Source organism: Flavobacterium piscis, assembly GCF_001686925.1.
Lineage (GTDB): Bacteria > Bacteroidota > Bacteroidia > Flavobacteriales > Flavobacteriaceae > Flavobacterium > Flavobacterium piscis.
Window position 1 is genome coordinate 133,131 of record NZ_LVEN01000044.1, and the last position, 23,718, is coordinate 156,848.

Genomic DNA, 23,718 nt, shown 5'->3' on the forward strand with positions numbered 1-23,718 from the left:
CTCAAAAGTCTCTAAATATCACGTATTTTTGCAAAAAAATAATCTTGTCTTGAAAACCAAACTTTTTGTTGTTACGCCGCCTTTTACCCAACTGAATACTCCGTATCCGGCGACAGCGTATATAAAAGGATTTTTAAATACAAAAAATATCGAATCGGTTCAGGCTGATTTGGGTATTGATGTGATTTTAGAATTGTTTTCGAAAAAAGGTTTGATTGATTTGTTTCAGGTTTCAGGTTTCAGGTTCCAAGTTTCAGGTTCTGAAACATCTGATAACTCTAAACGTATTTTTGCTTTACAGGATGAATACATCAAAACTATTGATGCTGTTATTCAGTTTCTACAGGGAAAAAATCCAACATTAGCCTTGCAAATTTGTCAGGAAGATTTTCTGCCGGAAGCTTCTCGTTTTGCACAATTAGAAGAACTCGATTGGGCATTTGGAACCATGGGAACTCAGGATAAAGCAAAACATTTAGCAACATTGTATCTTGAAGATATATCCGATTATATTGTTGAGTGCGTCGATGAAAATTTTGGATTTAGCCGATATGCTGAACGTTTGGGCCGAAGCGCTAATTCGTTTGATGAATTGTACGAGGCTTTACAGCAAGAACCAACTTATATCGACGTGATTTTAATTTCGATTTTAAAAGCGAAGATTGAAACGATTCAGCCTACATTTTTCCTGATTTCTGTTCCCTTTCCGGGAAATTTATACAGCGCTTTCAGATGTGCACAATGGATCAAACAAAATCATCCCGAAATCAAAATTTCGATGGGAGGCGGTTTTCCTAATACCGAATTACGTTCACTTTCGGATGCACGTGTTTTTGAATTTTTCGATTTTATCACTTTAGATGATGGAGAAGTTCCAATAGAAGAATTAATTTTCAATTTAGAAAATCCAAATTCCAATTCTTATAAAAGAACTTTTTTATTAGAAGATGGAAAAGTAGTGTACAAAAACAATTCTCTAAAACACGATTATAAACAATCCTACGTAGGAACGCCCGATTATTCTGATTTGCCTTTGGATAAATACATTTCGGTTATCGAAATTGTAAATCCAATGCACAGAATGTGGAGCGACGGACGCTGGAATAAACTCACCATGGCACACGGTTGTTATTGGGGAAAATGTACTTTTTGTGATATTTCTTTAGATTACATCAAAGTATACGAACCGGTTGCAGCCAATTTATTGTGCGATCGAATGGAAGATATGATGCTGCAAACAGGGCAAAATGGATTTCATTTTGTCGATGAAGCTGCACCGCCTGCTTTGATGCGTGCTTTGGCGTTGGAAATTTTACGTCGAAAACTGGCTGTTACGTGGTGGACAAACATTCGATTTGAAAAAAGCTTTTCTAAAGATTTATGTTTGTTACTAAAAGCTTCTGGTTGTATAGCTGTTTCCGGAGGTTTAGAAGTAGCTTCAGATCGATTATTAAAATTAATTGACAAAGGCGTAACGGTGGAACAAGTTGCAAAAGTAACCCGAAATTTTACCGAAGCCGGAATAATGGTTCATGCGTATTTAATGTACGGATATCCAACACAAACCATTCAGGAAACCGTAGATAGTCTTGAAATGGTACGTCAGTTATTCGAAGCGGGAATTTTGCAATCCGGATTTTGGCATCAGTTTGCCATGACGGCTCATAGTCCGGTTGGATTATACCCCGAGAAATTTGGCGTAACAAAAAAGACCGAAGCCATTGGAACTTTTGCCAATAACGATATCGACTATACAGATTCTACAGGAATCAATCATGATAAATTTAGTTTCGGATTAAAGAAATCGCTCTTTAATTTCATGCACGGAATCTGTTTTGACTACGAATTGCAGGATTGGTTTGATTTTAAAATTCCGAAAACAAAAATAGATCCTGATTTTATTTTTAATGCACTTGAAGAAGGAAATGACTTCAATACAAAACCAAATGCAAAAGTAGTTTGGTTAGGAGGAAAGCCTTTTACAGAACATTTTACAAAATCTAAAAAAGGGAGATCCTGGGAAATGATGACTTTTACTTTTCATGATAAAAAGGAAAGTTTCAATATTCAGACCAATAAAGAAGAAGGAGAATGGCTGGTTGAGATTTTAACTAAAATCACAATCTCAAATGCTAAAAATTATACTTTTCAGGAAGTAAAAGCCGATTTTGAAATGAGTTTAGAAGATTTTGAATTGTTCTGGTATTCAAAACCTATTAATACTTTACGCGAATTTGGTTTACTGGTTTTATAACTTTAGTACGAAACAATTTCGCCATCTTCCGGAATCGAAACTTTATTTAAAAGATCATTTTGCTCTAAGGCTAATCTTAATTCAGCTCTTTTTGTCGGGCAATGGTTTAAAGCTTCTAAATGATTTGCCAAAATATATTTAGGCGCCAAGGCGACAAATTTCAGGATATCATTCATTCTCATTAATAAAGGCTGACCAATATCTAATCTCGCTGTTCCGCAGGCTACGACGGCAATTTCTGGTTTAAACTCAATCAGTACTTTTTGTACATGTTCAGTAAAAATGGTATCTGAGCTTATGTAAATTGATTTTTCGTTAGGTAATTCGATATAAAAACCCATTACGTTTCCCATCAGTTTTGCAATAAATCCGTAACCGTGAATAGCCGGAATACCTATAATTTTACCTCCAAGAAATTCCTGCGGTTCCCAATAATTTAAAGTTTGAAGAATGTTTAATCCTCTTGCACTCAAAGCATTTTCATCTTTTGCACTGCAAATTACCGGAATACTTTTTCGTCGAAGAAAAACTTCACCGGCTTTGTCAATATGATCAGGATGTAAATGTGTAATCAGGCAAATAGTAACCCTGCTTAAAATATCCCTGGTATTTTTGGGTAAAGCAACAAGCGGGTTTCTATGGGGTTTATAACGAAAAATCGTAAAAGGCGGAATCGTTTTTCTCTTTCCTAACATGGGATCAACCAATATAACATCGGTTTCAGTTTCAATAACTAAAGTGGCGTTACGTAAATGATGTAATTTCATATCTAGGAAAATTAGATATTAAAAATACGAAAGTTTTTTAAAATTAATTTTACAGTTTTTTCTATATTTTTAGCAGAATTGTTATTATTAAATTTTATGCATTTAGAGGTTGGGTTTCATACATATTACATTTATATTATTACAAATAAAGCAAAATCTGTTTTCTACACAGGTGTTACAAATGATTTAAGAAGTAGATTACTTCAGCATAAAAATAATATTGTATCAAAAAACAAGACTTTTGCTTCAAAATATAATGTGGAGTTTTTACTCTATTATGAAAAATTTACTTGGATTCAAGAAGCGATTGCAAGAGAAAAAGAAATAAAAGGTTGGAGAAGAGAGAAAAAATTAGCTCTTATAAAAATAATTAATCCTGAATTAAAGTTTTTAGAATATTAAACTTTAATTACTCGTGCGGAATAGTATCGTGGAGATTCCTCGTTCCTCGGAAGGACAAACTTTGTGGTTACTTTTTGTTGATAGGTTTTCGACACCAGTATGTCCTTCCGAGGAACGAGGAATCTCCACAAGAAACTCGACATAGTTTTGTTTTTCATAAAGTTGCCACAACGTTTGTCCTTCCGAGGAACGAGGAATCTCCGCAAGAAACTCGACATAGTTTTGTTTTGCACAAAGTTCTCACAAGCTTTGTCTTTCCGAGGAACGAGGAATCTCCACAAGAAACTCGACGTAGTTTTGTTTTTAACAAGTTGCCACAACGTTTGTCCTTCCGAGGAACGAGGAATCTCCACAAGTAACTCTATACAGTTTTGCTATTCATTAGCTGAAATGAAAAATTACTGTTGGCGAAAATTATCGTGGAGATTCCTCCTCCGTCGGAAGGACAAACAGTGTGAAGAAAGGAGAATCTTTGAGGTTGTTATATGGAAAGAAACGAGCGCTTACACCGTAAACCTAAACCCAATTCCATGCAAATTTTCTATCGAAATACCTTCTTCATTCACTAAAATTTTACGCAGTCGCGAAATAAAAACATCCAGACTGCGTCCCATAAAATAATCATCAGTTCCCCAAAGCGAAGTTAGAATTTGTTCTCTTTTTAAAACCGAATTTTTATTGTCCAGAAATAATTTCAATAACTCGGCTTCACGTTGTGTCAGGCTGATTTTTTCACTTTCATTAAATAAAATAAAATTGTTGGTGTCAAATTGATACTTTCCAATTTCGTATACCGATTTTTCTATTGAGATATTTTTCTGGGAACGCTTCAGAAATATTTCAATTTTTAGCAGCAATTCTTCAATGCTGAAAGGCTTTACCAAATAATCATCGGCGCCTAGACGCAAACCTTTAATACGGTCTTCTTTTAAGGTTTTGGCCGAAAGAAAAATAATCGGGATATTAGTATTTAATTTTCTGATTTCCGTTGCCAGTTCAAAACCATCCATTTTTGGCATCATGATATCAAAGATACAAATGTCAAAATTTTCTTTATTAAAGGTTTCTAATCCCAATTGTCCGTCGCAACAATGAATAACTTCATAATTGTTTTGTTCCAAATTATCTTTGGTCAAAAAAGCTAATGTTTCATCGTCTTCGGTATAAAGTATTTTGAATTGTTTCATTTTTTATAAGGAATTGACAAAGTTATCGTAATACCGTTTGTTGGGTTGTTTTGTACTTTTATTTTCCAGTTGTGCAAGTTGCAAATTTCTTTTACATAATACAAACCAAGTCCAAAACCATTCACTTCATTACTTTTTTCGTTTTGGGCACGGTAAAATTTATCAAATACAAACGACATATTTTTAGAAGAAATTCCAATTCCGTTATCACTAAAAGCTATTTTGATAACTGAATTTTCTGCGGAGATTTCAATCGTGATTTCCGGTTTTTCATTACAGTATTTTATAGCATTATCCAGTAAATTATAAACCAAATTAGAGAAATGAAAAACATCAGTTTCTATTTGATATTCATTCGACAATGTTTCGATTTTAATAGAAGCTTCAGGATATTTTAACTGAATATTTTCGATCGTTTCTTCGATAATAGGAACAATTAAAGCCGTTTCTTTTTTTAATTCCAAAGGAGCATAATCTGATTTGGCAACGTTTAAAATCTTTTCAATATGATTGTTCAGTTTATGACTCTGATTGATAATGATATTGGTGTAGGTGTGCAATTTTTTATCGTCTTTGATAGGATTTTGTTCACTTAAATATTTTGATGCAATTAAAATAGAAGACAAAGGCGTTTTGAATTCATGCGTCATATTATTGATGAAATCCCGTTGCAGTTCAGAATATTTCTTTTGCTGCAAAAGCGTAAAAATCGAATACACGTAAATCAATAAAATCAAAATTAAAGCGATCGAAAGTATAAACCAAAATCGCATCGAACTGAATAAGTAAGTCGTTTCGTTAGGAAAACGAATGGCAAAATAATATACTAAATTTTTATGCTTTGGAAAAGAAACTGTTTTTTTTGTTTTTTCTTTTTCAGCAAACGAAATGTATTTCCCGTAAACCATCTCATCACTTTGGCAATTGTACACCGCGTATTCAAAATCAGTTGTGATGTTCATTTTTTTAAACTCTGATCTCAAATAAAATTCTAGAATATCCGGTTCAAAATCGTTCTGGATATTTACAATATAATAATCGTTTGAAATTTTCTGAACAGGATTCAGACAAGACGATTCATGATCTTTTCCTTCGTATAATTTGCGGGCAACTTCCAGCAAGGCTATGTTGGCTTTCTGGCTTAATTTCTTTTGTTCTAAAGTAAAAGCCTCTTTCGTCCAAAGCAACTGCGCCACCAATATGCTAATAATGGCGACAAGTCCCAGAAGGATAATACTATTGAGTTTATTTATTTTCAAGAAATCGGTATTTAGAGTGTAATATTAATCAAATTTAGGCTTAAAAACACCGATTAACAAGTCATTAACAAAGATTTGAAAGCGGTTAACAGCGATTTGGTTTTGTCTGAAATATCTTTGTAAAACGAAAATAGAACTATAAACCATTAAATTATATAACTATGAAAATGATTAAAATTTCGATGTTAGCTTTAGCTTTAAGCTTAATGTCTTTTTCGGCAATTGCACCAATACAGTCTTTGACATCTGAAACAAAAGTTGAAGCAGCAACAGCTTCTACAATTGTATGGAAAGCAGAAACTATTGATGTAGGTCAAATTCCGCAAGGAACGCCAAAAGCAATTGTTTACGAATTTAAAAATACAGGAAAAACTGCCGTTGTAATTACAAACGTTCAGGGATCTTGTGGTTGTACTGCAACAGATTATACAAAAGAGCCTATTTTACCTGGAAAATCAGCTAAAGTAACAGCAACTTATAATGCAGCAAACAAAGGTGGGTTTACAAAAACAGTTACTGTAACAACAAGTGCGGAGACAACTCCAAAAGTACTTACTTTAAAAGGTACAGTAATCTAAAAATAAAGGTTGGTTATAAAGCAGAAGCTCCGGATATGTAATGTATTCGGAGTTTTTTTTTGTTTTTTATAAAGTAAAAATAAGAATTTTAAAGCAGTATTAATTTTTTTGGAAACGCTTTGATTTCGCCAAAACTTTTCTATTTTTATTAAAAAAAATATTATGAAAATTTTGTATCCGCTTGTTGCTGTAGTACTTCTTATTAGTGCTGTTTCCTGTAATAAAAAAGCAGACAAGAACACAGAAGAATCAAAGACTTCAGAAAAAGTGGTTCCTGAACTTAAAATTACAATTGACAGTTCCGGCATTTCCACATTTTATCAGGCGTATCCTAAATTGATTAAATTTCAGAGCGAGGTTCAGGCTTTGTACAAGAAAAATAAATCTACCCAGTTATGGCTGGATAATAAAGGTGTCGTAGAATATGCAAATACCTTATTTAATAAATACAAAGGATTAGATCAGGAAGGTTTAAAAGCTAATTTTCCTTATAATGAAAAGATCAATCCTATTTTTGAACATACAGCCGATAACAAATTATCAAAAGCAGATACCGATTTGATGATTACCAATTTATATTTTTATTATGTACAGAAAGTTTCCGGCGTAGACGAAAAAACAACCCGCTCATTAGAATGGCTTTTACCTCGAAAAAAAGTAAATTATCAGGTTTTTTCAGATTCGATTTATAAAAAAGCGACGATTAGCGACGACAAGAAAAGCAAAATGTTCAGTCAATATTATAAGCTTCGCGATGCGCTTCATCGATATAGAGAGATTGAGAAAAAAGGTGGATGGAAAACTATCGAAACCGAAGAAGGTGTTAAAAGTCTGAAACTGGGAGATTCTGTTGCAACAATTGGACAAATCAGAGAAAGACTTTATATAACCGGAGATCTTAAAGAAAACAGCAAAAGTAATATTTGTGATTCGACTTTGATAAAAGGAATCAGAAGCTACGAATTGCACCACGGATTAACACCAAAAAATACCATTTTACCGGAACATATTGCGGAGCTCAACATTCCTGTTTCAGACAGAATTAAAACCATTATTGCCAATATGGAGCGTTGTAGATGGATTGATCCTGAACTCGAAAAAGGGAAAGAATACATCGAAGTTAATATTCCAGAGTTTAGATTGTATTTAATTCGCAATCATGAAATTGCATTTGTATCGCCTGTGGTAGTAGGAAGAGCAATGACCAAAACCGTAGTTTTTAGCGGAATGATGAATAATATTGTTTTTAGTCCGTATTGGAATGTGCCAACAAGTATCATTAAAAGCGAAATAAAACCAGGAATGGCCAGAAATAAGAATTATTTAGCACAGAAAAATCTGGAGTGGAATAATGGAGCAGTTCGTCAGTTGCCAGGAAAAAACAATTCGCTTGGTTTAGTGAAATTTTTATTCCCCAATTCAAATAATATTTATTTGCACGATACGCCTTCCAAAAGTTTGTTCGAAAGAGAAAGCAGGGCTTTTAGTCACGGGTGCGTTAGGGTAGGAAAACCAAGAGAACTAGCCATCGAAATTTTAAAACAAGATCCAAGCTGGACTACGGAACGTATCGATAAAGCCATGCATGCCGGTAAAGAAAACTGGGTAAGTCTAAAAAAGAAAATTCCGGTTTACATAGGTTATTTTACCGCCTGGGTAGATCGTGATGGCAATTTGAACTTTTATAAAGATGTTTATAAAAGAGATGAAAGTCTGATAAAATTACTTACCGAAGAATAAAAGCTAAGAGAGATTTCGCCACGAATTGCACAAATTTTCACAAATTTTTTATTTACAATGCTAAAAAAATTAATTCGCGAAAATTCGTGTAATTCGTGGCAAAAAAAACTTTATTTCGGTAATACATCAACACACTTATAATAACGTTTGCTGTAATGATCAGAATCTAAATCACTAATCGTTACGCTGCCGGCTTTTCCGGATGAGGCGTGTATAAATTTAGAACTCATACCGTTGGCTTCGCAAATAATACCCACATGCCCAACAATTGTTCTGTTTTTATAGCCATAAAAAACCAGAACATCTCCCACTTTAAAATCTTCAGGCTTTTTTGAAACTCCTAAATTTTTATATCCGCTGGAACTTCTGGGTACGCTAACATCAAAATGTTTGAAAACATAATTGACAAAGCCTGAACAATCAAAACCTTTTTTGGGATCATTTCCTGCATACAAATAATGTATTCCTAAATATTGTTTCGCATAAGTAATAATAGAATCACGATCTATTGCAGTCCGTATTTTTTCGGTTGGATAACTAACGGACTTTTTTTCTTTTGGTAAAGTAAAAGAAGAACATAGAATCATAGATGCAAATGCGATATATAGGGTTAATTTCATTTTTAAGTATAATTATAAGATTTTATTTATGAATGTATAACGTTGCTTTTGAATATTAAAACAATGTTATACAAATAAGGAATTGTTGAATAACAAGAACGGAAGATACATCTTTTTATTTTGGTGTTTTTTTATTGCTTTTTGATGTTTTAGTATCTTTAGTGTTATCGTATTTCAAATATATTTGTGAATCGCATTTATATTTTAACAAATAAATTATGTTTCTAAAAAAAATAATGTTTTTAATTTCGTTTTTGCTGATTTCGATTGTTTCGATTTCACAAAACAAAACAAATACTTTTCTATATCAGGGCCGTGTTGAAAAACTTCCGGATAATAAAGTGGTTTTAATAGGAACGGCTTCTTCGGTTTCTTTTAATTTTTCAGGTAATGAATGTTCGATTTCTCTTCAAAGTGTTGATGCATGGGAACATCATAATTATGTTTCTTTGGTTTTAGACGGAAAATATATTGGGAAATTGAGAATTGAGAAAGGAGCAGCGCAATCTTTTCCAATAAAAACAACTGTAAATAAAAAGGAACATACTTTAGAAATTTATAAAACGACAGAAGCGCACAGCGGTGGAATTTTATTTGCGGGAACAACTGCAAAACTGACTTCGATTTCGACCAAAAAGAAAAAGAAAATTGAGTTTATTGGAGATTCAATTACTTGTGGCGCGGCAAGCGATCCATCAGATGTTCCTTGTGACAAAGGGGAGTATTTTGATCATCATAATGGCTATTATGCTTATGGGCCAGTGCTTTCGAGAGCAATTGGCGTTGATTATTTGATGAGTTCAGTTTCTGGAATTGGCATGTACAGAAACTGGAATGATGAAAATAAAGAAGAAGGAATTATGCCCGATGTTTATCAGAATTTGTATTTAACGAAAGACAATTCTAAACCTCAATATGATTTTGCTTTTCAGCCTGACATTATAAGTATTGCATTAGGAACCAATGATTTTTCTGGTGGAGACGGTAAAAAAGAACGTTTGCCTTTTAATGCTGAAAAATACGTTTCAAATTATATCAATTTTATAAAAATGTTGTATAAACATAATCCAAAAGCCCAAATTGTCATTACCAATAGTCCGATGATAAACGGGCAGAACGCGATTGTTTTTGAAGAATGCCTGAATAAAGTAAAGAACGCTTTCGCAGAAGATAAAACGCATAAATCCATCTTGATTTTCAAATTTAAACCTATGACGCCAAATGGCTGTTCAGGACATCCGGATGTGGCTGATCATAAGGTTTTGGCTCAGGAATATGCTCCGTTTTTAAAAAAGTTACTAAATGAAAAATAATATATTTAAGTTTGTTTTCATTCTGATGATTTCCAGTACTATGATGGCAAACGTTACACTTCCGAATATTTTTGGTGATAATATGGTTTTACAGCGCAACTCCGAAGTTAAAATTTGGGGCTGGGCGAATCCTAAAGAAGAAATCAAATTGGTTTCTAGCTGGAACAACCAGGAATATAAAGTTGTGGCGAATAATCAGGCACAATGGGAATTGCATATCAAAACGCCCGAAGCCGGAGGACCTTTTACTATTTCTATAAAAGGATATAACGAAGTTGTATTGAAGAACATTTTGATTGGCGAAGTTTGGCTTTGCACCGGACAATCGAACATGGAAATGTCTGCAAGCTGGGGAATTGATAATGGCGATGAAGAAGCTAAAAATGCGACAAATTCTAATATCAGATTTTTTACGGTTCCAAAATTAACCGCTACAAGTCCGCAAAATAATTTACTTGGAAATTGGGCTGAATCGACTCCCGAAACCATGAAAAACTTTAGCGCCATTGGTTACTTTTTTGCCAAACGCTTACGTGAAGATTTAAAAAATGTCCCAATTGGTTTAATTTCATCTAACTGGGGCGGAACTCCGGCCGAAATCTGGATGCCGGAAGAAGTTGTTCAAAATGATCCTATTTTATTAGAAAATGCTAAAAAACTAAACGAACAGGAATACGGACCGCGCCAGCCCGGACGTGCTTACAATGCCATGATTTATCCTTTTACAGGATTTAAAATTGCAGGAACGCTTTGGTATCAGGGCGAATCTAATGTTGGGTCATTAGTTTATGATAAAACATTGTCGGCTTTAATTACTTCTTGGAGAAAAGCATGGCAAGACGAATTCCCTTTTTATTTCGTTCAGATTGCACCATATAAAACCGGCAATAATAATTTCTCAAATGTTACGGTTAGAAATTCTCAACGAAAAATCCTGAAAGAAGTTCCGAAAACCGGAATGGTTTTAACAAGTGATATTTCGGATACTATTGATATTCACCCAAAGAATAAAAAAGATGTCGGAATTCGTTTGGCAAATTTGGCTCTTGCCGAAATGTACAAAACGAATAATAATTTGGTAAACGGACCACTTTTTAAAGATTTTAAAGTCGAAAAAAACAAAGCAATTGTTTCTTTTGATTATGCCGACGGATTGTATTTTAAAAACAAAACATCAAACCAGTTTGAATTGGCTGGAGCCGATGGAATCTTTTTTCCTGCAGAAGCTTCGATAAAAAATAATCAGGTGATTTTGTCGAGTAAAAAAGTTTCAAATCCTGCAAAAGTGAGATTTGCATGGGGAAATACAATACAATCTGACTTGTTTAATAAAGCGAATTTGCCTGCTTCTTGTTTTATTACTGAGTAAAGGAATTTTAGATTTTAGATTTTTTGCCCACGGATTTTACGGATTAAACAGATTGATGCTGATTTTTTTTGTTTTGTAAGACTGAGCGAAGTCGAAGTCCAGCAAAGTAAATCGCCAAATTGAATTAATAAATAACATTTTGAATATCAAAATCTCGCAAAGACGCAAAGTCGCAAAGCTTTAAACTTTGTGCTTTAGTGCCTTCGTGGCAATCCTAAAACCAATGAAAAATAAAATAATAACTATCGGGGTTTTTGCCCTGTTTACTGTTGGAAATATGAATGCACAGAAAAAACCATATCTGGATAAAAATAAGACTGTTGAACAACGAATTGATCTGCTTTTGCCTTTGATGACTTTAGAAGAAAAAGTGGGACAAATGAATCAATACAACGGGTTTTGGGATGTAACCGGACCGGCTCCAAAAGGAGGAAGTGCGGAGCTGAAATACGAACATTTACGAAAAGGTTGGGTTGGTTCAATGTTAACCGTTCGTGGTGTAAAAGAAGTTAAAGCTGTACAGAAAATTGCGGTTGAAGAAACCCGCTTGGGAATCCCGTTGATTATAGGTTTTGATGTAATTCACGGTTATAAAACGTTAAGTCCGATTCCGTTGGCAGAAGCGGCGAGTTGGGATCTAGAAGCGATTAAGAAATCGGCGGCCATTGCGGCAGATGAAGCTTCGGCATCCGGGATTAACTGGACTTTTGGTCCAAATGTCGATGTTGCAAATGATGCACGCTGGGGACGCGTGATGGAAGGTGCGGGTGAAGATCCTTATTTGGGAAGTAAAATTGCGATTGCGAGAGTTCATGGTTTTCAAGGAGAAACAATTGCTGATCTGTCTAAAGTAAATACGATTGCAGCTTGCGCGAAACACTTTGCAGCATATGGTTATGTTGAAGCCGGACTGGAATATAATATTGTTGATATTAGTAATTCTAAATTATACAACTCTGTTTTACCGCCTTTTGAAGCCACTGTACAAGCGGGAGTTCGTACGTTTATGAATTCATTTAATACTTTGAATGGCGTTCCGGCAACGGGAAATGTTTTCCTTCAAAGAGATATTCTGAAAGGAAAATGGAAGTTTGACGGTTTTGTAATTTCTGATTATGCTTCTATTCGCGAAATGATCGCGCACGGTTATGCCAAAGATGAAGCAGATGCAACTGCAAAAGCAGTAAATGCAGGTTCTGATATGGATATGGAATCTTATTTGTATGTGGCAAAATTAGTTGGTTTGGTAAAAGAAGGAAAAGTAAAAGAATCCTTGGTTGATGATGCCGTTCGCAGAATCCTCCGTGTGAAATTTGAACTAGGTTTATTTGATGATCCGTACAGATATTGTGATGAAAAGCGCGAAAAAGCAGTTGTTGGCAGTAAAGCCAATAATGAAGGCGTTCTCGATATGGCGAAAAAGTCGATTGTGTTGCTTAAGAACGATAAGAATTTACTTCCGCTAAAGAAATCCGGACAAAAAATTGCTTTGATTGGCGCTTTGGCAAACGATAAAAACAGTCCACTTGGAAGCTGGAGAATTGCTGCCGATGATAACACAGCCGTTTCGGTTTTGGAAGGAATGCAGCAATACAAAGACAATCAATTGGTTTTTGAAAAAGGAGTTGATTTGTTGTCACAGAAAGCAACTTTCTTGACAGAAACAGTATTTAATACCACCGATAAGAACGGCTTTGAAGCAGCAAAAACAGCCGCAAAAAATGCTGATGTTGTCGTAATGGTTTTAGGCGAATACGGTTTTCAAAGCGGTGAGGGCAGAAGCAGAACCGATCTTAACTTACCAGGATTGCAACAGGAATTACTGGAAGAAATTTATAAAATAAATCCAAATATAGTTTTGGTTTTAAATAATGGTCGTCCGTTGAGTATTCCGTGGGCTGCAGAAAATATCCCAACAATTGTAGAAGCATGGCAATTAGGAACCCAAACCGGAAATGCCGTCGCGCAGGTTTTATACGGTGATTACAACCCAAGTGGAAAATTGCCAATGTCGTTTCCTAGAAATGTTGGTCAGGTGCCAATTTATTATAATAAATACAGTACGGGAAGACCAATTGACAGTGATAAAAATGTTTTTTGGTCGCATTATATGGATGTTGAGAAAACGCCTCAATTTCCGTTTGGTTTTGGTTTGAGTTATACAAAATTTGATTATAAAGATCTGAAAGTAAATAAAACGGTTTTTGCAAAAGGAGAAAATGTTCAGGTGAGCGTTGCCGTTACCAACTCAGGAAATTATAACGGAAAAGAAGTGGTACAATTATACATTCACGATGAGTTCGCCAGTATCATTCGCCCTATTAAAGAATTAAAAGGTTTCGAATTGGTAAACCTGAAAAAAGGTGAAACGAAAACCGTAACTTTTACTTTAACGGACAAAGAACTTGGTTTTTATGATAATGACGGGAATTATTTAGTAGAAGAAGGAACTTTTAAAATTATGGTTGGAGGAAGTTCTGACAAAGGATTGGAAAGTGGTTTTGAAATAAAAGGCTAAAAGTTTTTTGCCACAAAGGCGCTAAGACACAAAGTTTTTTTCGCCACGAATTCACGAATGAATTGTTTGAAAATTCGTGAATTCGTGGCGATTTTTTTTTATGAGTTATCTTATTTAATAAATCTCTAAAATCATTAAGTCATCATTCAAAATAAATGATTCAATGATCTCCTTTTTTGAAATCAGAATTTCAGCAATTTGTTTAGTGTTTTTATTGAAAGTTTTTAAAATAATAACTTTTGGCGGGGCTCCTTTTAAAAGTAACAATTTTTCAAAATCATCATCATGCGTAACAATCGTAAAGTTATTTTGTATGGCGAATTCCCAAATTTCAATATCTTTTGCTGGTTGATTTACTTTGATATTATTAGCATGCGAACAATCTAAAAAATCATTCGCAATAAGTTTTATAATTCTCCATGAAATATTGGCATCCAAAAGTAATTTCATTATGCTGCAATTATCTTTGTAATATTTTCTCTATTAGCAGCAAAAGCCAAAGCAGCAAGTATATCTTCCTTCTTTAATTCAGGAAAATCTTCAATAATTTCTTCGGAGGACATTCCTGTAGATAACCATGAAAGAATATCTGATACACAAATCCTGGTTCCTGCTATGATAGGTTTACCAAATCTGATATCTGGATTTATCGAAATTAAATTTTGCCAGTTATTTGCCATAATTTTATTATTTAAACAAATTTACAAAATTAAAGACAAATTAGATTTTTAATTATTGAAGTTAGTTTTCTACCTTTAAAACCTATTAAAACACCAACCAATTAATCTAAAATAATGAAATATAACAGATGTGGAAAAAGCGGGTTATTACTACCTGAAATTTCTCTGGGCTTGTGGCACAACTTTGGTTCAGTAGATAATTTTGAAAATGCAGAAAGTATTGCTGTAGAGGCTTTTGATAAAGGAATCACTCACTTTGATTTAGCTAATAATTACGGACCGGTTCCGGGTTCTGCCGAAACTAATTTTGGTAAAATCCTGTGGCATAATTTTCAGGGAAATTTGCGCGACGAAATCATCATTTCGACCAAAGCAGGTTACACCATGTGGGATGGACCTTACGGGGATTGGGGTTCCCGTAAATATTTACTATCAAGCTTAGACCAGAGTTTGAAAAGAATGAAAGTTGATTATGTTGATATTTTCTATTCGCATCGTCCGGATCCGGAAACTCCAATTGAAGAAACGATGCTGGCTTTGGATTACGCTGTAAGAAGCGGAAAAGCCTTATATGTTGGAATCAGTAATTATTCAGCAGAACAAACGAGAGTTGCCGTCGATGTTTTAAAACAATTAGGAACGCCATGTTTGATTCATCAGGCCAAATATTCGATGTTAGAACGTTGGGTAGAAAATGGTTTATTGGATGTTCTGGAAGAAAAAGGAGTGGGCTGTATTGCATTCTCGCCTTTGGCACAAGGACTTCTCACAGATAAATACCTAAACGGAATTCCGGAAAACTCAAGAGCGCACAATCCAAATGGACATTTGAAAGAAAATGAAGTTACAGCTGAAAGAATCGCGAAATTAGTGCAGCTGAATGATATCGCACAAAACCGTAACCAGTCTTTGGCTCAAATGGCATTGGCATGGTTACAAAAAGACAAACGAATTACATCGGTTTTAATTGGCGCGAGTTCTGTTAGACAATTAAACAATAATATTGATTGTTTGCAAAGTCTTGAATTTACACAGGATGAATTGAATGCGATCGAGAAAATATTAGCATAATATATTCTATAAATAGATATCGTAGAGACGCACAGCAGTGCGTCTCTGTCGTATATAAACATAGAAAACCCGACAATCATAAAATTGTCGGGTTTCAAAATCTAAGAGGGTGCTTTAAGCTATTTCTTCAATTCCATATTATATTTCTTCACAATATCCAAAGTCGATTTATCCGTAGAAAAAACAGAATTCAATCCTTGTGGTTCCTGCGGAGGATCTGTCGTTAAAGGATCTCCGGGATTCCATTTTCCGTCTTGGGTAACAGGTTTGCCTTCGCCGCCAAATCCCCAAAAATTCGCTGCCTGTAGCGGACCATTATTTTTTACACTTTCGGCAACTCTGCCAAAAATATAATTGTAAAAAACATCTCTGTTTATTGTTGATGTCGTTGCCAGTAAACTTTCGTTTTCTCTTCCCAAACCAAATTCTTCAATAATAATTGGGCGTTTTAGATTGTTCGCCACCTTAATATGCTCATCAATATATTTTCCGGCATTTTCAAGTGTTGTTGGTATTGTTTTTTCGGCATCGTCAGCCTTAAACCAATTCCAGTTTTTGGGCCAAATATGCATCGTCAAATAATCAATATTTGGGTTTTGATGTGTTCTTTCAAAAATTTCCATACTGTCATTCGAACTGTTTTTCCCTTCAGAACCCGTGGAAACCAAATGATTTTTATCTAAACTATCAATCAAATTCACAATAGTATTGAGCCATGATGTAAATTTCGCTTCATTTTCTACCGTAAAAAGTCTTGGTTCATTACCAACTTGCCAGGACATAATTGTGTTGTCTTCGGTATATTTCTTTTTTGAGTATTTGTTGGTTCTTCCAATGATAAATTTTACATGATTTTCTAAAGCTTTCATACAAGGCTCGCAACTGTAAAATTGTTGGGTATACGCCATAAATTGCGGCCATGTATTTGGGGCAATATTCGGAACCGGAATCACACCTTTGCCATTCCATTCTAAATATTGCGACATTCCGCCCGACCATTCCCAGTTGTTGGTCAGGTATAAAACTGCATACATTTTGCGTTTGCTCATTTCGCTAATCAAAAAATCCAATCCGTCAAGCAAATCTTCGTCGTATTTTCCCTGTTCATATTGCAACGCCGGACGAACCGTAAAATCATATTTACCGCCATCGGCACCAACCAGAATTCTTAGATTATCGATTCCGTTTTTTTGCATCAAATCCAGTTCGCGAAGCAATCTTTTTCTGTCGCCTACTTTTTTCGAAGCCAGTAAACTTCCGTACCAATAATTCGTTCCAATATAAGCGTACGGTTTATCGCCTTTATAAAATTGCGTTCCCTTGACCGTAATTCTTTCCTGCGCCTGGCAAGCCATAACAGAGAACATTAAAGCTAATCCGAGGGTTTTTAGAAATTTATTTTTCATTGTTTATTTTTTTAGGAGCTAATCCCGCTGTTCCTTCCAATCTTTTGTATCCGCCGCCGCGGACACAAAAGGATTTTCCCTCCCATCGGGGCTATGGGGTTTACGGTTTTAAGATATCTTTTGTTTCTTCAATTTTTCCCAATCTTGTCATTTCGACGGAGGAGAAATCACACTCGTGAATCGATAAAGATTGACGATTCTCTATATGGAGTTTCTAGTGTGATTTCTCCTCCGTCGAAATGAGAAAAAAACTGCTTTTGTTACTGTGGTTACTTCGTTTCTTGCAATGGCGGCGGAGCATTTAATTGTAAATTAAATTGAATCAATTCGATTAATTAATTCCATACAAGCCCGGCTATTATGATAAGGACATTTCCAAAAACCGGCCTTATCTTTTTCAATCAACGAATAATCACGATAAACTCCCCAAAACCATTCGCCGTTTTTAGTGTCCAAAATATTGTTTTTAATGAAATCCCAGTTCTTCAGAACGATATCTAAATAAATTTCATTTCGAGTTAATTGATACGCATTATAAAAACCAATTAAAGCTTCTGCCTGAACCCACCAATGTTTTTCAGCAATCAGCTCGTTATTTTTCGGATCTAATTCATACCATAAACCTCCATCATCATCCAAACCTTCCTTCGTGACTTCGGCCATTTTAATGGCGTGTTTTTTATAATTGATTATTAGATTTTCATCTCCTGAAATTTCGGCACACTGCAATAAAAGCCAGGCTGCTTCAATATCATGACCATACGAAATCACGTCTGGTTTTTCCATCCATTCTTCATTAAAAAATAATCTCAAATGTCCTGTCTCACTATTAATGAAATGTTTTTCTATAGTTTGTAATAATTCAATAATTGTGTTTTGCAGCTTTTTGTCTTTCCAAACCTTAAATAAATTTGCATACGCTTCCACAATATGCAAGTGAGTATTCATGGTTTTCTTTTCGTTCGCATCTTTTTCACTCAGACGCAAATCGGCAATTGGTTTCCATTCTCTGGTAAAAGCTTCTAAATAGCCTCCGTTTATGGAATCGTAACTGTGTCTTTCTATTTGTAAATATAAATTGATGGCGATTTCTAATGCCTTTTCGTCTTTAGCAATAACATAATATTCTGACAGACCGTAAATCGCAAAAGCTAAAGCGTAAATCTGATTTTTAGTGTCTTTTGGCGTTTTATCAACATTGATGCTCCAAAATAAGCCTCCAAATTCGGGATCATAAAAATAATCCGAAAGAAATTCAAACGCTCTTGTTGCTAATTTTTTATGTTCTTCATTTTTAGTGACCTGATAACTGGCAGAAAATGACCATAAAATTCGCGCATTCAAAACAGAACCTTTCTCTGTAGTAGGAATCAAATTATCGTTGAAGTCAATCTGACCAGTAAAACCACCATTTTCGTTGTCTAAAGTATGCTCTGACCAATATTTTAAAATAGAATCGAGTTCAGCTGATAATTCAGTTTTAAGTTGCTTTAATTGTATTGACACGATAATTAGATTGTTTTGTTTTTTTCGATTTGATTGATGATCGTTTTTACTGAACCTGCAGAAATAAAAGTATCGGCTGGAGCATTTGTAACATAATCAACCAGTTTTTCGACAGATGAAACGGCAACATGCATTCTTGTATCTGATGATGCATAATACACATAAACGGTTCCGTCGTTGTCTTCGATCCATCCGTTAGAGAATAAAACATTCGACACATCTCCAACTCTTTCGATTCCTTCTGGCCCCATAAAATGTCCGGCAGGAACATGAGTTACTTTGCTAATATCGTGTAAATCTGTCATAAACATATAAAGCGTATAACGCAATCCGGCAGCAGTGTTACGAACTCCGTGTGCGAGATGCAGCCAGCCTTTTTCGGTTTTGATAGGAGCGGGGCCAAGACCATTTTTCAATTCATAAATCGTATGATATTGTTTCCCGAAGATAATTTTCTCCTCTTTTACAACAGGATTTGTCATATCATCAACGTACCCTAAACCAATTCCGCCACCGGCTCCAACATCAATAAAACCATCTTGCGGACGTGTGTATAATGCATATTTTCCGTTTACAAATTCCGGATGCAAAACTACATTCCGCTGCTGTCCTGTATTCGAAATCAAATCAGGTAATCTTTCCCAGTTTACCAAATCTTTCGTGCGTACAATTCCTGCATTGGCTACAGCCGAACTTGTGTCGCCTTTTGGTGCTTTTGGATCTTTTCTTTCGGTACAAAAAATACCGTAAACCCAACCGTCTTCATGATCAATCAAACGCATATCATAGACATTCGTATCCGGTTCTTCGGTTTGCGGAATCACGCATGGTTTCTCCCAAAACTTAAAATTATCCACTCCGTTTGGACTTTCCGCTATAGCGAAAAAAGATTTTCTGTCGATTCCTTCCACACGAACAGCCAGCAAATATTTGCCTTTCCATTTCATGGCACCTGCATTAAAAGCGGCATTCATTCCTATGCGTTCCTGTAAAAACGGATTGGTTTTTTCGTTAAGGTCAAAACGCCAGTTCAATGGTACGTGGGCTGCTGTAACAACCGGGTTTTTGTAACGTTCGTATATACCGTTTCCGGCATGATCCTGAGGAGCATTTTTTTGCTCGATCAGTAGTGTATGTTCTTTTTCTAATGCTACTTTTCTATCCTGAAATGTAGTTGAAGTGGCTATTGCTGTCATATAAATAGATTTCTGTATCGGTATAATTTTAATTGTTCTGGTCTCTTTTTTCGTTTAAATCCTGTTCGATTATCTGAAGCTTATCTTCAGATAATGGATAAAATGCTATAAAAGCAACTGATATTATAGCTGCAATGGCAGGGAGAATGCTTAACATTAACTGAATTCCGTTTTGAGCTGTGGCAGTTTGCTCAACATTGGCCTGAAAACCATAATAGCCCAAAAGCCATCCGGCTCCGGCTCCGCCAATGGTCCATCCAAATTTTTGCGACATGGATGAGGCTGAGAAAACCAATCCTGTTGCTCTGCGTCCTTGTTTCCATTCAGAATAATCGGCACTATCCGCATACATAGACCAGATTAGCGGGAAAATACAACCGGCACAAATACTGATTAATACCTGAAAACTCATGATCAGAAACACATCTTCTTTCCCGAACAGATAAAAGATAAAACTCAAAATTGCGGCTAAGGCCATGGCACCAAAAAAGGTTTTCTTTTTACCTATTTTGTTTGCAATTGGGGTCGCGATAATTACCCCAATGATATTAGCGGCTTGACCTAGAACCAGATAAATAGAAGTAGGTGTCATGTGAAAATCGGTTCCAAAAAGCGAAAAATCAAAGTTTACATTGCTGCTTACGTAGTATTTAAAATAATAAACGGCGGCTCCGTCACGAATTGAATTGAAAACCAATGCGCCAATTCCGGCTCCGAGTAAAATCCACCAGGGTTTATTTTTTAGTAAATCTTTTAAATCTTCTTTCAAATTGTTTTCTTCGTCTGAAATAGGTTTTACTCTTTCTTTGGTAAAGAAAAAACAGGCCCAGAAAAAAGCGGTTGTTATTATTCCAAAAACTGCAATCGTAGTGAGCCAGCCTGATTTAGAGTTTAGGCTTCCGCCGAAATAATTGACTAAAGGTTCAATAAGCCAAAGTGCCAGAAGGCTTCCTCCAAAGGCAAAAACCATTCTGTAAGACGATAATGTATTTCTTTCTTTTCGGTCAGATGACATTACGCCCAAAAGCGATGCATACGGCACATTGATTAAGGAATAAATCATCATCATCGCCGAATAAGTTACATAGGCGTAAATTATTTTTCCTTTTTCGTCAAAATCAGGGGTGTAAAAAGTCAGCACGCCAATTACGGCAAACGGCACAGCTACCCATAATAGATAAGGTCTGAATTTTCCCCATTTGCTTTTTGTCCGGTCGGCGATGATTCCAACAATGGGATCAAAACAAGAATCCCAGATTCTGGTAATCAAAAACATGGTTCCTACAACGGCAGGCGCCAGTCCGAAAACATCGGTGTAGAAAAATAGAAGGTACATGCTGAAAATTTTCCAAAACATCGATGATGCCGCATCTCCAAGACCGTAACCTATTTTTTCTTTTAAACTAATTTTGTCGTGCATTCCAGGTGTTTTTAATTGTTGTGGTTTATGTTTAGTTAGTTATTTTAATGTTTCTATGAGTTGATTTTTTTTTGACGCGGATAAAAACAGATTTTTAATTTTTAATTCTCAATTTTTAATTTTTTTTAATGTCTTTTTCAAATAAGGTTTTGTCAAGATTATAAAAATCAACAAAATCTTTTGCGCTTATTTGTCCTGTATATGGCGCGTAATAATGCATTTTTTGTTCTTTTTCCTGCCAGCCGTGGTTTCTCCATAGTAAAACATAGGAAATTTTATAATCACCAATAGCTTTTGATAAAGTTCCTGTCCACCATTTTGGGTCTGGAATTGCTTCGTAACCGGCTTCTGCAATGGCAATAGGTTTGTGTTTTTCAAGACCAATTTCGTTGATGATTTTTAATTGATTCTGAACTTCGGCAATGAATTTTTCGCCTTGTTTGTCGTCGTTATTCTGATACGAATCAAAACTTAAAAGATCAGCATAATTATCACCGGGATAGTTGGCCAGAAAGTCTTCTTTAGAACTAAAACTGCTTGTGTTGTAAATATAAATTAAATTATGAACTCCTTTTTTTTGCAGATATTCAAAAGTAAATTTCCATACGGATTTGAATTCTTCAGGTGTACCATTTCCTTTTCCCCACCAAAACCAGCCTCCGGTAAGTTCATGATAAGGTCTGAAAAGCACTGGAATATTTTTGCCTTTTTTATCTTTTAATGACAGGAGATAATTCGCTGCTTTATCTAACCAAACGGTAAATTTTTGATGGTTTGCTCCACCAGGTAAAACTGTTTTTAATGAATTTGGGGTGTTGTCCCAGGCGCTTTTTCCGGTGGCAGGATTGTCAAAATGCCAGCTTATAGTGGTGATTCCGCCTCTTTCGTGGCTTTCTTCTATATATTGTTTCATTTTTGTAAATGGAATTCCGTCTATATTATCAGGACTGTCTTTTTCAAGACCCGCAAGATCCCAGCCATAAACGGCAGGATAGTCACCAACGACATCTTTTATATCGCTTCTGCCATTTTCATATTTCCAGTTTACACCATAAGCAAGATCATCCTGATGGCCAAACATGTATCCTTTTTGGGTTAATTGATTGAGCTTTTTATATAGAGAAACTGTTTCCGGTGTAGCTTTTTTATCTGAAAGTGACAAATTAGTATTAGTAATCGCTTGCTTTGAAGAGCAGGAAATTCCCGTAAGTACCGCAGTTAATAGTATTAGTATGTTTTTTTTCATTAGGAATGTAGTTGTTTATCAGTGCAATAAGTTTAAATACAACAATTGAAGCAACTATTGGAAAATCTTAATTTTTAAGATCTATATATCAGTATCAATTTTTGATTAAAATTATCAAAACTTTAAAAAGATATTGTATTATAAATGATTAATGTTTATTATCAATATTCTTTTTGTAAAAATCATAATTCTATTTTTCAAAGATAATCGGATGTTTATCGTCTAATTAATATTATTTTATCAATTATATATCATATTATTGCAAATAAAAAATCCAATAGTACTTCCTAAAATAGTTTTTAAAGATGAGTAATGCTAAAAATTTTTATCGAGAAATTGCTCCGCTTTCGGCTGGAGATAGTTTTTTAGTTTTCGACAGAGTAAAAGATAGTTTTGATTTTCCGGTGCATTACCATCCGGAATTTGAGATCAATTTTATTTTAAACGGGAAAGGAGTGAAGCGTGTCGTGGGTGATAATATTGAAGAAATTGATAATGTCGAATTGGTTTTGATTGGTCCAAATTTATACCATGGTTGGGAATTGAATAAATGTACGAGTAAAAAAATTCACGAAATTACGATTCAGTTTCATAACGATCTTTTTCATGAATCTTTATTATCACGACGTATTATGAATCCAATTCGTGATATGTTTAATAGATCGATTCACGGTATTTTATTTTCGAAAAAAGTAGCCGAAGAATTAACTCCAAGGCTGGTAAAGCTTTCTAAACTAGATGGTATGGACTATTTTTTAGAAATCACCTCTTTGTTATATGATTTAGCCAATTCCAGAAATCAGCGCTTGCTATCGACTTATACAGTAGATTATGATACGTTTGATGATTATGATAAAATGAAGTTGGTTTATGAATATGTACAGAAACATTTTGCAGAAAAAATAACTTTAGAGGATGTTGCCGGTGTGGCCAGTATGTCGATTATTTCTTTTAATCGTTTTATAAAGAAACGTACGGGGAAAACTTTTGTTAATTATATAAATGATATCCGAATTGGATATGCCGCTCGTTGGCTTGTAGAAAAAGATATGAGCGTTTCTGAGGTTGCTTTTAAATCCGGATTTAATAATATCGCGAACTTTAATCGTAGTTTTAAAACTATTAAAAATTGTACACCCAGTCAATATAGAGAAGATTTCTCCGGATTAAAACGTATTTTGTAGTG

The 23,718-nt window shown here is 34.9% G+C and carries 20 protein-coding genes; 9 read left to right on the forward strand and 11 right to left on the reverse strand.

Features of this window, described 5'->3' with window-relative positions; genetic code table 11:
• Positions 1-49: 49 nt before the first annotated feature.
• Entirely contained in the window at positions 50-2,254 is a 2,205-nt protein-coding gene (locus FLP_RS20300; RefSeq protein ID WP_065451317.1) for a B12-binding domain-containing radical SAM protein, read from the forward strand.
• A gap of 2 nt (positions 2,255-2,256) precedes the next feature.
• On the opposite strand, the gene FLP_RS20305 is transcribed toward FLP_RS20300, so the two are convergent.
• On the reverse strand, positions 2,257-3,021 hold the full coding sequence (locus tag FLP_RS20305; RefSeq protein WP_065451318.1) for an MBL fold metallo-hydrolase: 765 nt from the start codon (positions 3,019-3,021) through the stop codon (positions 2,257-2,259).
• Between the two features lie 96 nt (positions 3,022-3,117).
• On the opposite strand from FLP_RS20305, the gene FLP_RS20310 reads away from it, so the two are divergent.
• Positions 3,118-3,423: a GIY-YIG nuclease family protein gene (locus FLP_RS20310; protein ID WP_065451319.1), complete on the forward strand. Its 306-nt coding sequence runs from the start codon at positions 3,118-3,120 to the stop codon at positions 3,421-3,423.
• 503 nt (positions 3,424-3,926) lie between these two features.
• Here the strand turns inward: FLP_RS20310 and FLP_RS20315 are convergent.
• The gene (locus FLP_RS20315; RefSeq protein ID WP_065451320.1) at positions 3,927-4,610 is read right to left on the reverse strand and encodes a response regulator transcription factor; all 684 of its coding nucleotides are present in this window, start codon (positions 4,608-4,610) and stop codon (positions 3,927-3,929) included.
• Entirely contained in the window at positions 4,607-5,869 is a 1,263-nt protein-coding gene (locus FLP_RS20320; RefSeq protein WP_065451321.1) for a sensor histidine kinase, read from the reverse strand. Before FLP_RS20320 ends, FLP_RS20315 begins: the two co-directional genes overlap by 4 nt.
• A gap of 161 nt (positions 5,870-6,030) precedes the next feature.
• On the opposite strand from FLP_RS20320, the gene FLP_RS20325 reads away from it, so the two are divergent.
• Together FLP_RS20325 and FLP_RS20330 are read left to right on the forward strand one after the other, a co-directional pair.
• Complete coding sequence (locus FLP_RS20325) at positions 6,031-6,447, forward strand: DUF1573 domain-containing protein (protein ID WP_065451322.1); 417 nt, start codon at positions 6,031-6,033, stop codon at positions 6,445-6,447.
• Positions 6,448-6,609: 162 nt separating this feature from the next.
• A complete protein-coding gene (locus FLP_RS20330; protein WP_065451323.1) occupies positions 6,610-8,187 on the forward strand; it encodes a L,D-transpeptidase family protein in 1,578 nt (525 codons plus the stop codon).
• A 110-nt stretch (positions 8,188-8,297) separates the two neighbouring features.
• On the opposite strand, the gene FLP_RS20335 is transcribed toward FLP_RS20330, so the two are convergent.
• The gene (locus FLP_RS20335; RefSeq protein ID WP_065451324.1) at positions 8,298-8,807 is read right to left on the reverse strand and encodes a C40 family peptidase; all 510 of its coding nucleotides are present in this window, start codon (positions 8,805-8,807) and stop codon (positions 8,298-8,300) included.
• Positions 8,808-9,025: 218 nt separating this feature from the next.
• Here FLP_RS20335 and FLP_RS20340 point away from each other — a divergent pair, with 218 nt between their 5' ends.
• The 3 genes from FLP_RS20340 (at position 9,026) to bglX (ending at position 14,007) form a co-directional block, all read left to right on the forward strand.
• Entirely contained in the window at positions 9,026-10,120 is a 1,095-nt protein-coding gene (locus FLP_RS20340; RefSeq protein WP_065451325.1) for an SGNH/GDSL hydrolase family protein, read from the forward strand.
• Entirely contained in the window at positions 10,110-11,489 is a 1,380-nt protein-coding gene (locus FLP_RS20345) for a sialate O-acetylesterase (protein WP_065451326.1), read from the forward strand. Before FLP_RS20340 ends, FLP_RS20345 begins: the two co-directional genes overlap by 11 nt.
• A gap of 223 nt (positions 11,490-11,712) precedes the next feature.
• Positions 11,713-14,007, forward strand: a complete 2,295-nt coding sequence (gene bglX / locus FLP_RS20350; protein ID WP_065451327.1) for a beta-glucosidase BglX — start codon at positions 11,713-11,715, stop codon at positions 14,005-14,007.
• Positions 14,008-14,121: 114 nt separating this feature from the next.
• On the opposite strand, the gene FLP_RS20355 is transcribed toward bglX, so the two are convergent.
• The gene (locus FLP_RS20355) at positions 14,122-14,457 is read right to left on the reverse strand and encodes a DUF5615 family PIN-like protein (RefSeq protein WP_065451329.1); all 336 of its coding nucleotides are present in this window, start codon (positions 14,455-14,457) and stop codon (positions 14,122-14,124) included.
• A complete protein-coding gene (locus tag FLP_RS20360; protein ID WP_065451330.1) occupies positions 14,457-14,687 on the reverse strand; it encodes a DUF433 domain-containing protein in 231 nt (76 codons plus the stop codon). The genes FLP_RS20355 and FLP_RS20360 overlap by 1 nt, the downstream gene beginning before the upstream one ends.
• Positions 14,688-14,801: 114 nt before the next feature.
• Here FLP_RS20360 and FLP_RS20365 point away from each other — a divergent pair, with 114 nt between their 5' ends.
• Positions 14,802-15,758, forward strand: coding sequence for an aldo/keto reductase (locus FLP_RS20365; RefSeq protein WP_065451331.1), 957 nt, complete (start codon positions 14,802-14,804; stop codon positions 15,756-15,758).
• Positions 15,759-15,877: 119 nt separating this feature from the next.
• On the opposite strand, the gene FLP_RS20370 is transcribed toward FLP_RS20365, so the two are convergent.
• From FLP_RS20370 to FLP_RS20390, 5 genes are all read right to left on the reverse strand, one after another.
• On the reverse strand, positions 15,878-17,164 hold the full coding sequence (locus tag FLP_RS20370; RefSeq protein ID WP_065451333.1) for a glycoside hydrolase 5 family protein: 1,287 nt from the start codon (positions 17,162-17,164) through the stop codon (positions 15,878-15,880).
• Positions 17,165-17,476: 312 nt separating this feature from the next.
• Positions 17,477-18,670, reverse strand: a complete 1,194-nt coding sequence (locus tag FLP_RS20375) for an AGE family epimerase/isomerase (protein ID WP_065451334.1) — start codon at positions 18,668-18,670, stop codon at positions 17,477-17,479.
• A gap of 5 nt (positions 18,671-18,675) precedes the next feature.
• Positions 18,676-19,866 (reverse strand): glycoside hydrolase family 130 protein, encoded by a 1,191-nt coding sequence (locus tag FLP_RS20380; protein ID WP_065451336.1) that lies wholly within the window; start codon positions 19,864-19,866, stop codon positions 18,676-18,678.
• A 28-nt stretch (positions 19,867-19,894) separates the two neighbouring features.
• Positions 19,895-21,286 (reverse strand): MFS transporter, encoded by a 1,392-nt coding sequence (locus tag FLP_RS20385; protein WP_065451338.1) that lies wholly within the window; start codon positions 21,284-21,286, stop codon positions 19,895-19,897.
• A gap of 115 nt (positions 21,287-21,401) precedes the next feature.
• Complete coding sequence (locus FLP_RS20390; RefSeq protein WP_065451340.1) at positions 21,402-22,532, reverse strand: glycoside hydrolase family 26 protein; 1,131 nt, start codon at positions 22,530-22,532, stop codon at positions 21,402-21,404.
• A gap of 305 nt (positions 22,533-22,837) precedes the next feature.
• On the opposite strand from FLP_RS20390, the gene FLP_RS20395 reads away from it, so the two are divergent.
• Positions 22,838-23,716, forward strand: coding sequence for an AraC family transcriptional regulator (locus tag FLP_RS20395; RefSeq protein ID WP_065451342.1), 879 nt, complete (start codon positions 22,838-22,840; stop codon positions 23,714-23,716).
• The last annotated feature ends 2 nt before the right edge of the window (positions 23,717-23,718 follow it).

Coding starts and splice junctions, on each gene's coding strand:
- FLP_RS20315 (WP_065451320.1), bottom strand. CDS start 4,610: ATGAAACAATTCAAAATACTTTATACCGAAGACGATGAAACATTAGCT.
- FLP_RS20380 (WP_065451336.1), bottom strand. CDS start 19,866: ATGACAGCAATAGCCACTTCAACTACATTTCAGGATAGAAAAGTAGCA.
- FLP_RS20385 (WP_065451338.1), bottom strand. CDS start 21,286: ATGCACGACAAAATTAGTTTAAAAGAAAAAATAGGTTACGGTCTTGGA.
- FLP_RS20365 (WP_065451331.1), top strand. CDS start 14,802: ATGAAATATAACAGATGTGGAAAAAGCGGGTTATTACTACCTGAAATT.
- FLP_RS20355 (WP_065451329.1), bottom strand. CDS start 14,457: ATGAAATTACTTTTGGATGCCAATATTTCATGGAGAATTATAAAACTT.
- FLP_RS20390 (WP_065451340.1), bottom strand. CDS start 22,532: ATGAAAAAAAACATACTAATACTATTAACTGCGGTACTTACGGGAATT.
- FLP_RS20340 (WP_065451325.1), top strand. CDS start 9,026: ATGTTTCTAAAAAAAATAATGTTTTTAATTTCGTTTTTGCTGATTTCG.
- FLP_RS20395 (WP_065451342.1), top strand. CDS start 22,838: ATGAGTAATGCTAAAAATTTTTATCGAGAAATTGCTCCGCTTTCGGCT.
- FLP_RS20330 (WP_065451323.1), top strand. CDS start 6,610: ATGAAAATTTTGTATCCGCTTGTTGCTGTAGTACTTCTTATTAGTGCT.
- FLP_RS20305 (WP_065451318.1), bottom strand. CDS start 3,021: ATGAAATTACATCATTTACGTAACGCCACTTTAGTTATTGAAACTGAA.
- bglX (WP_065451327.1), top strand. CDS start 11,713: ATGAAAAATAAAATAATAACTATCGGGGTTTTTGCCCTGTTTACTGTT.
- FLP_RS20335 (WP_065451324.1), bottom strand. CDS start 8,807: ATGAAATTAACCCTATATATCGCATTTGCATCTATGATTCTATGTTCT.
- FLP_RS20325 (WP_065451322.1), top strand. CDS start 6,031: ATGAAAATGATTAAAATTTCGATGTTAGCTTTAGCTTTAAGCTTAATG.
- FLP_RS20370 (WP_065451333.1), bottom strand. CDS start 17,164: ATGAAAAATAAATTTCTAAAAACCCTCGGATTAGCTTTAATGTTCTCT.
- FLP_RS20345 (WP_065451326.1), top strand. CDS start 10,110: ATGAAAAATAATATATTTAAGTTTGTTTTCATTCTGATGATTTCCAGT.
- FLP_RS20360 (WP_065451330.1), bottom strand. CDS start 14,687: ATGGCAAATAACTGGCAAAATTTAATTTCGATAAATCCAGATATCAGA.
- FLP_RS20310 (WP_065451319.1), top strand. CDS start 3,118: ATGCATTTAGAGGTTGGGTTTCATACATATTACATTTATATTATTACA.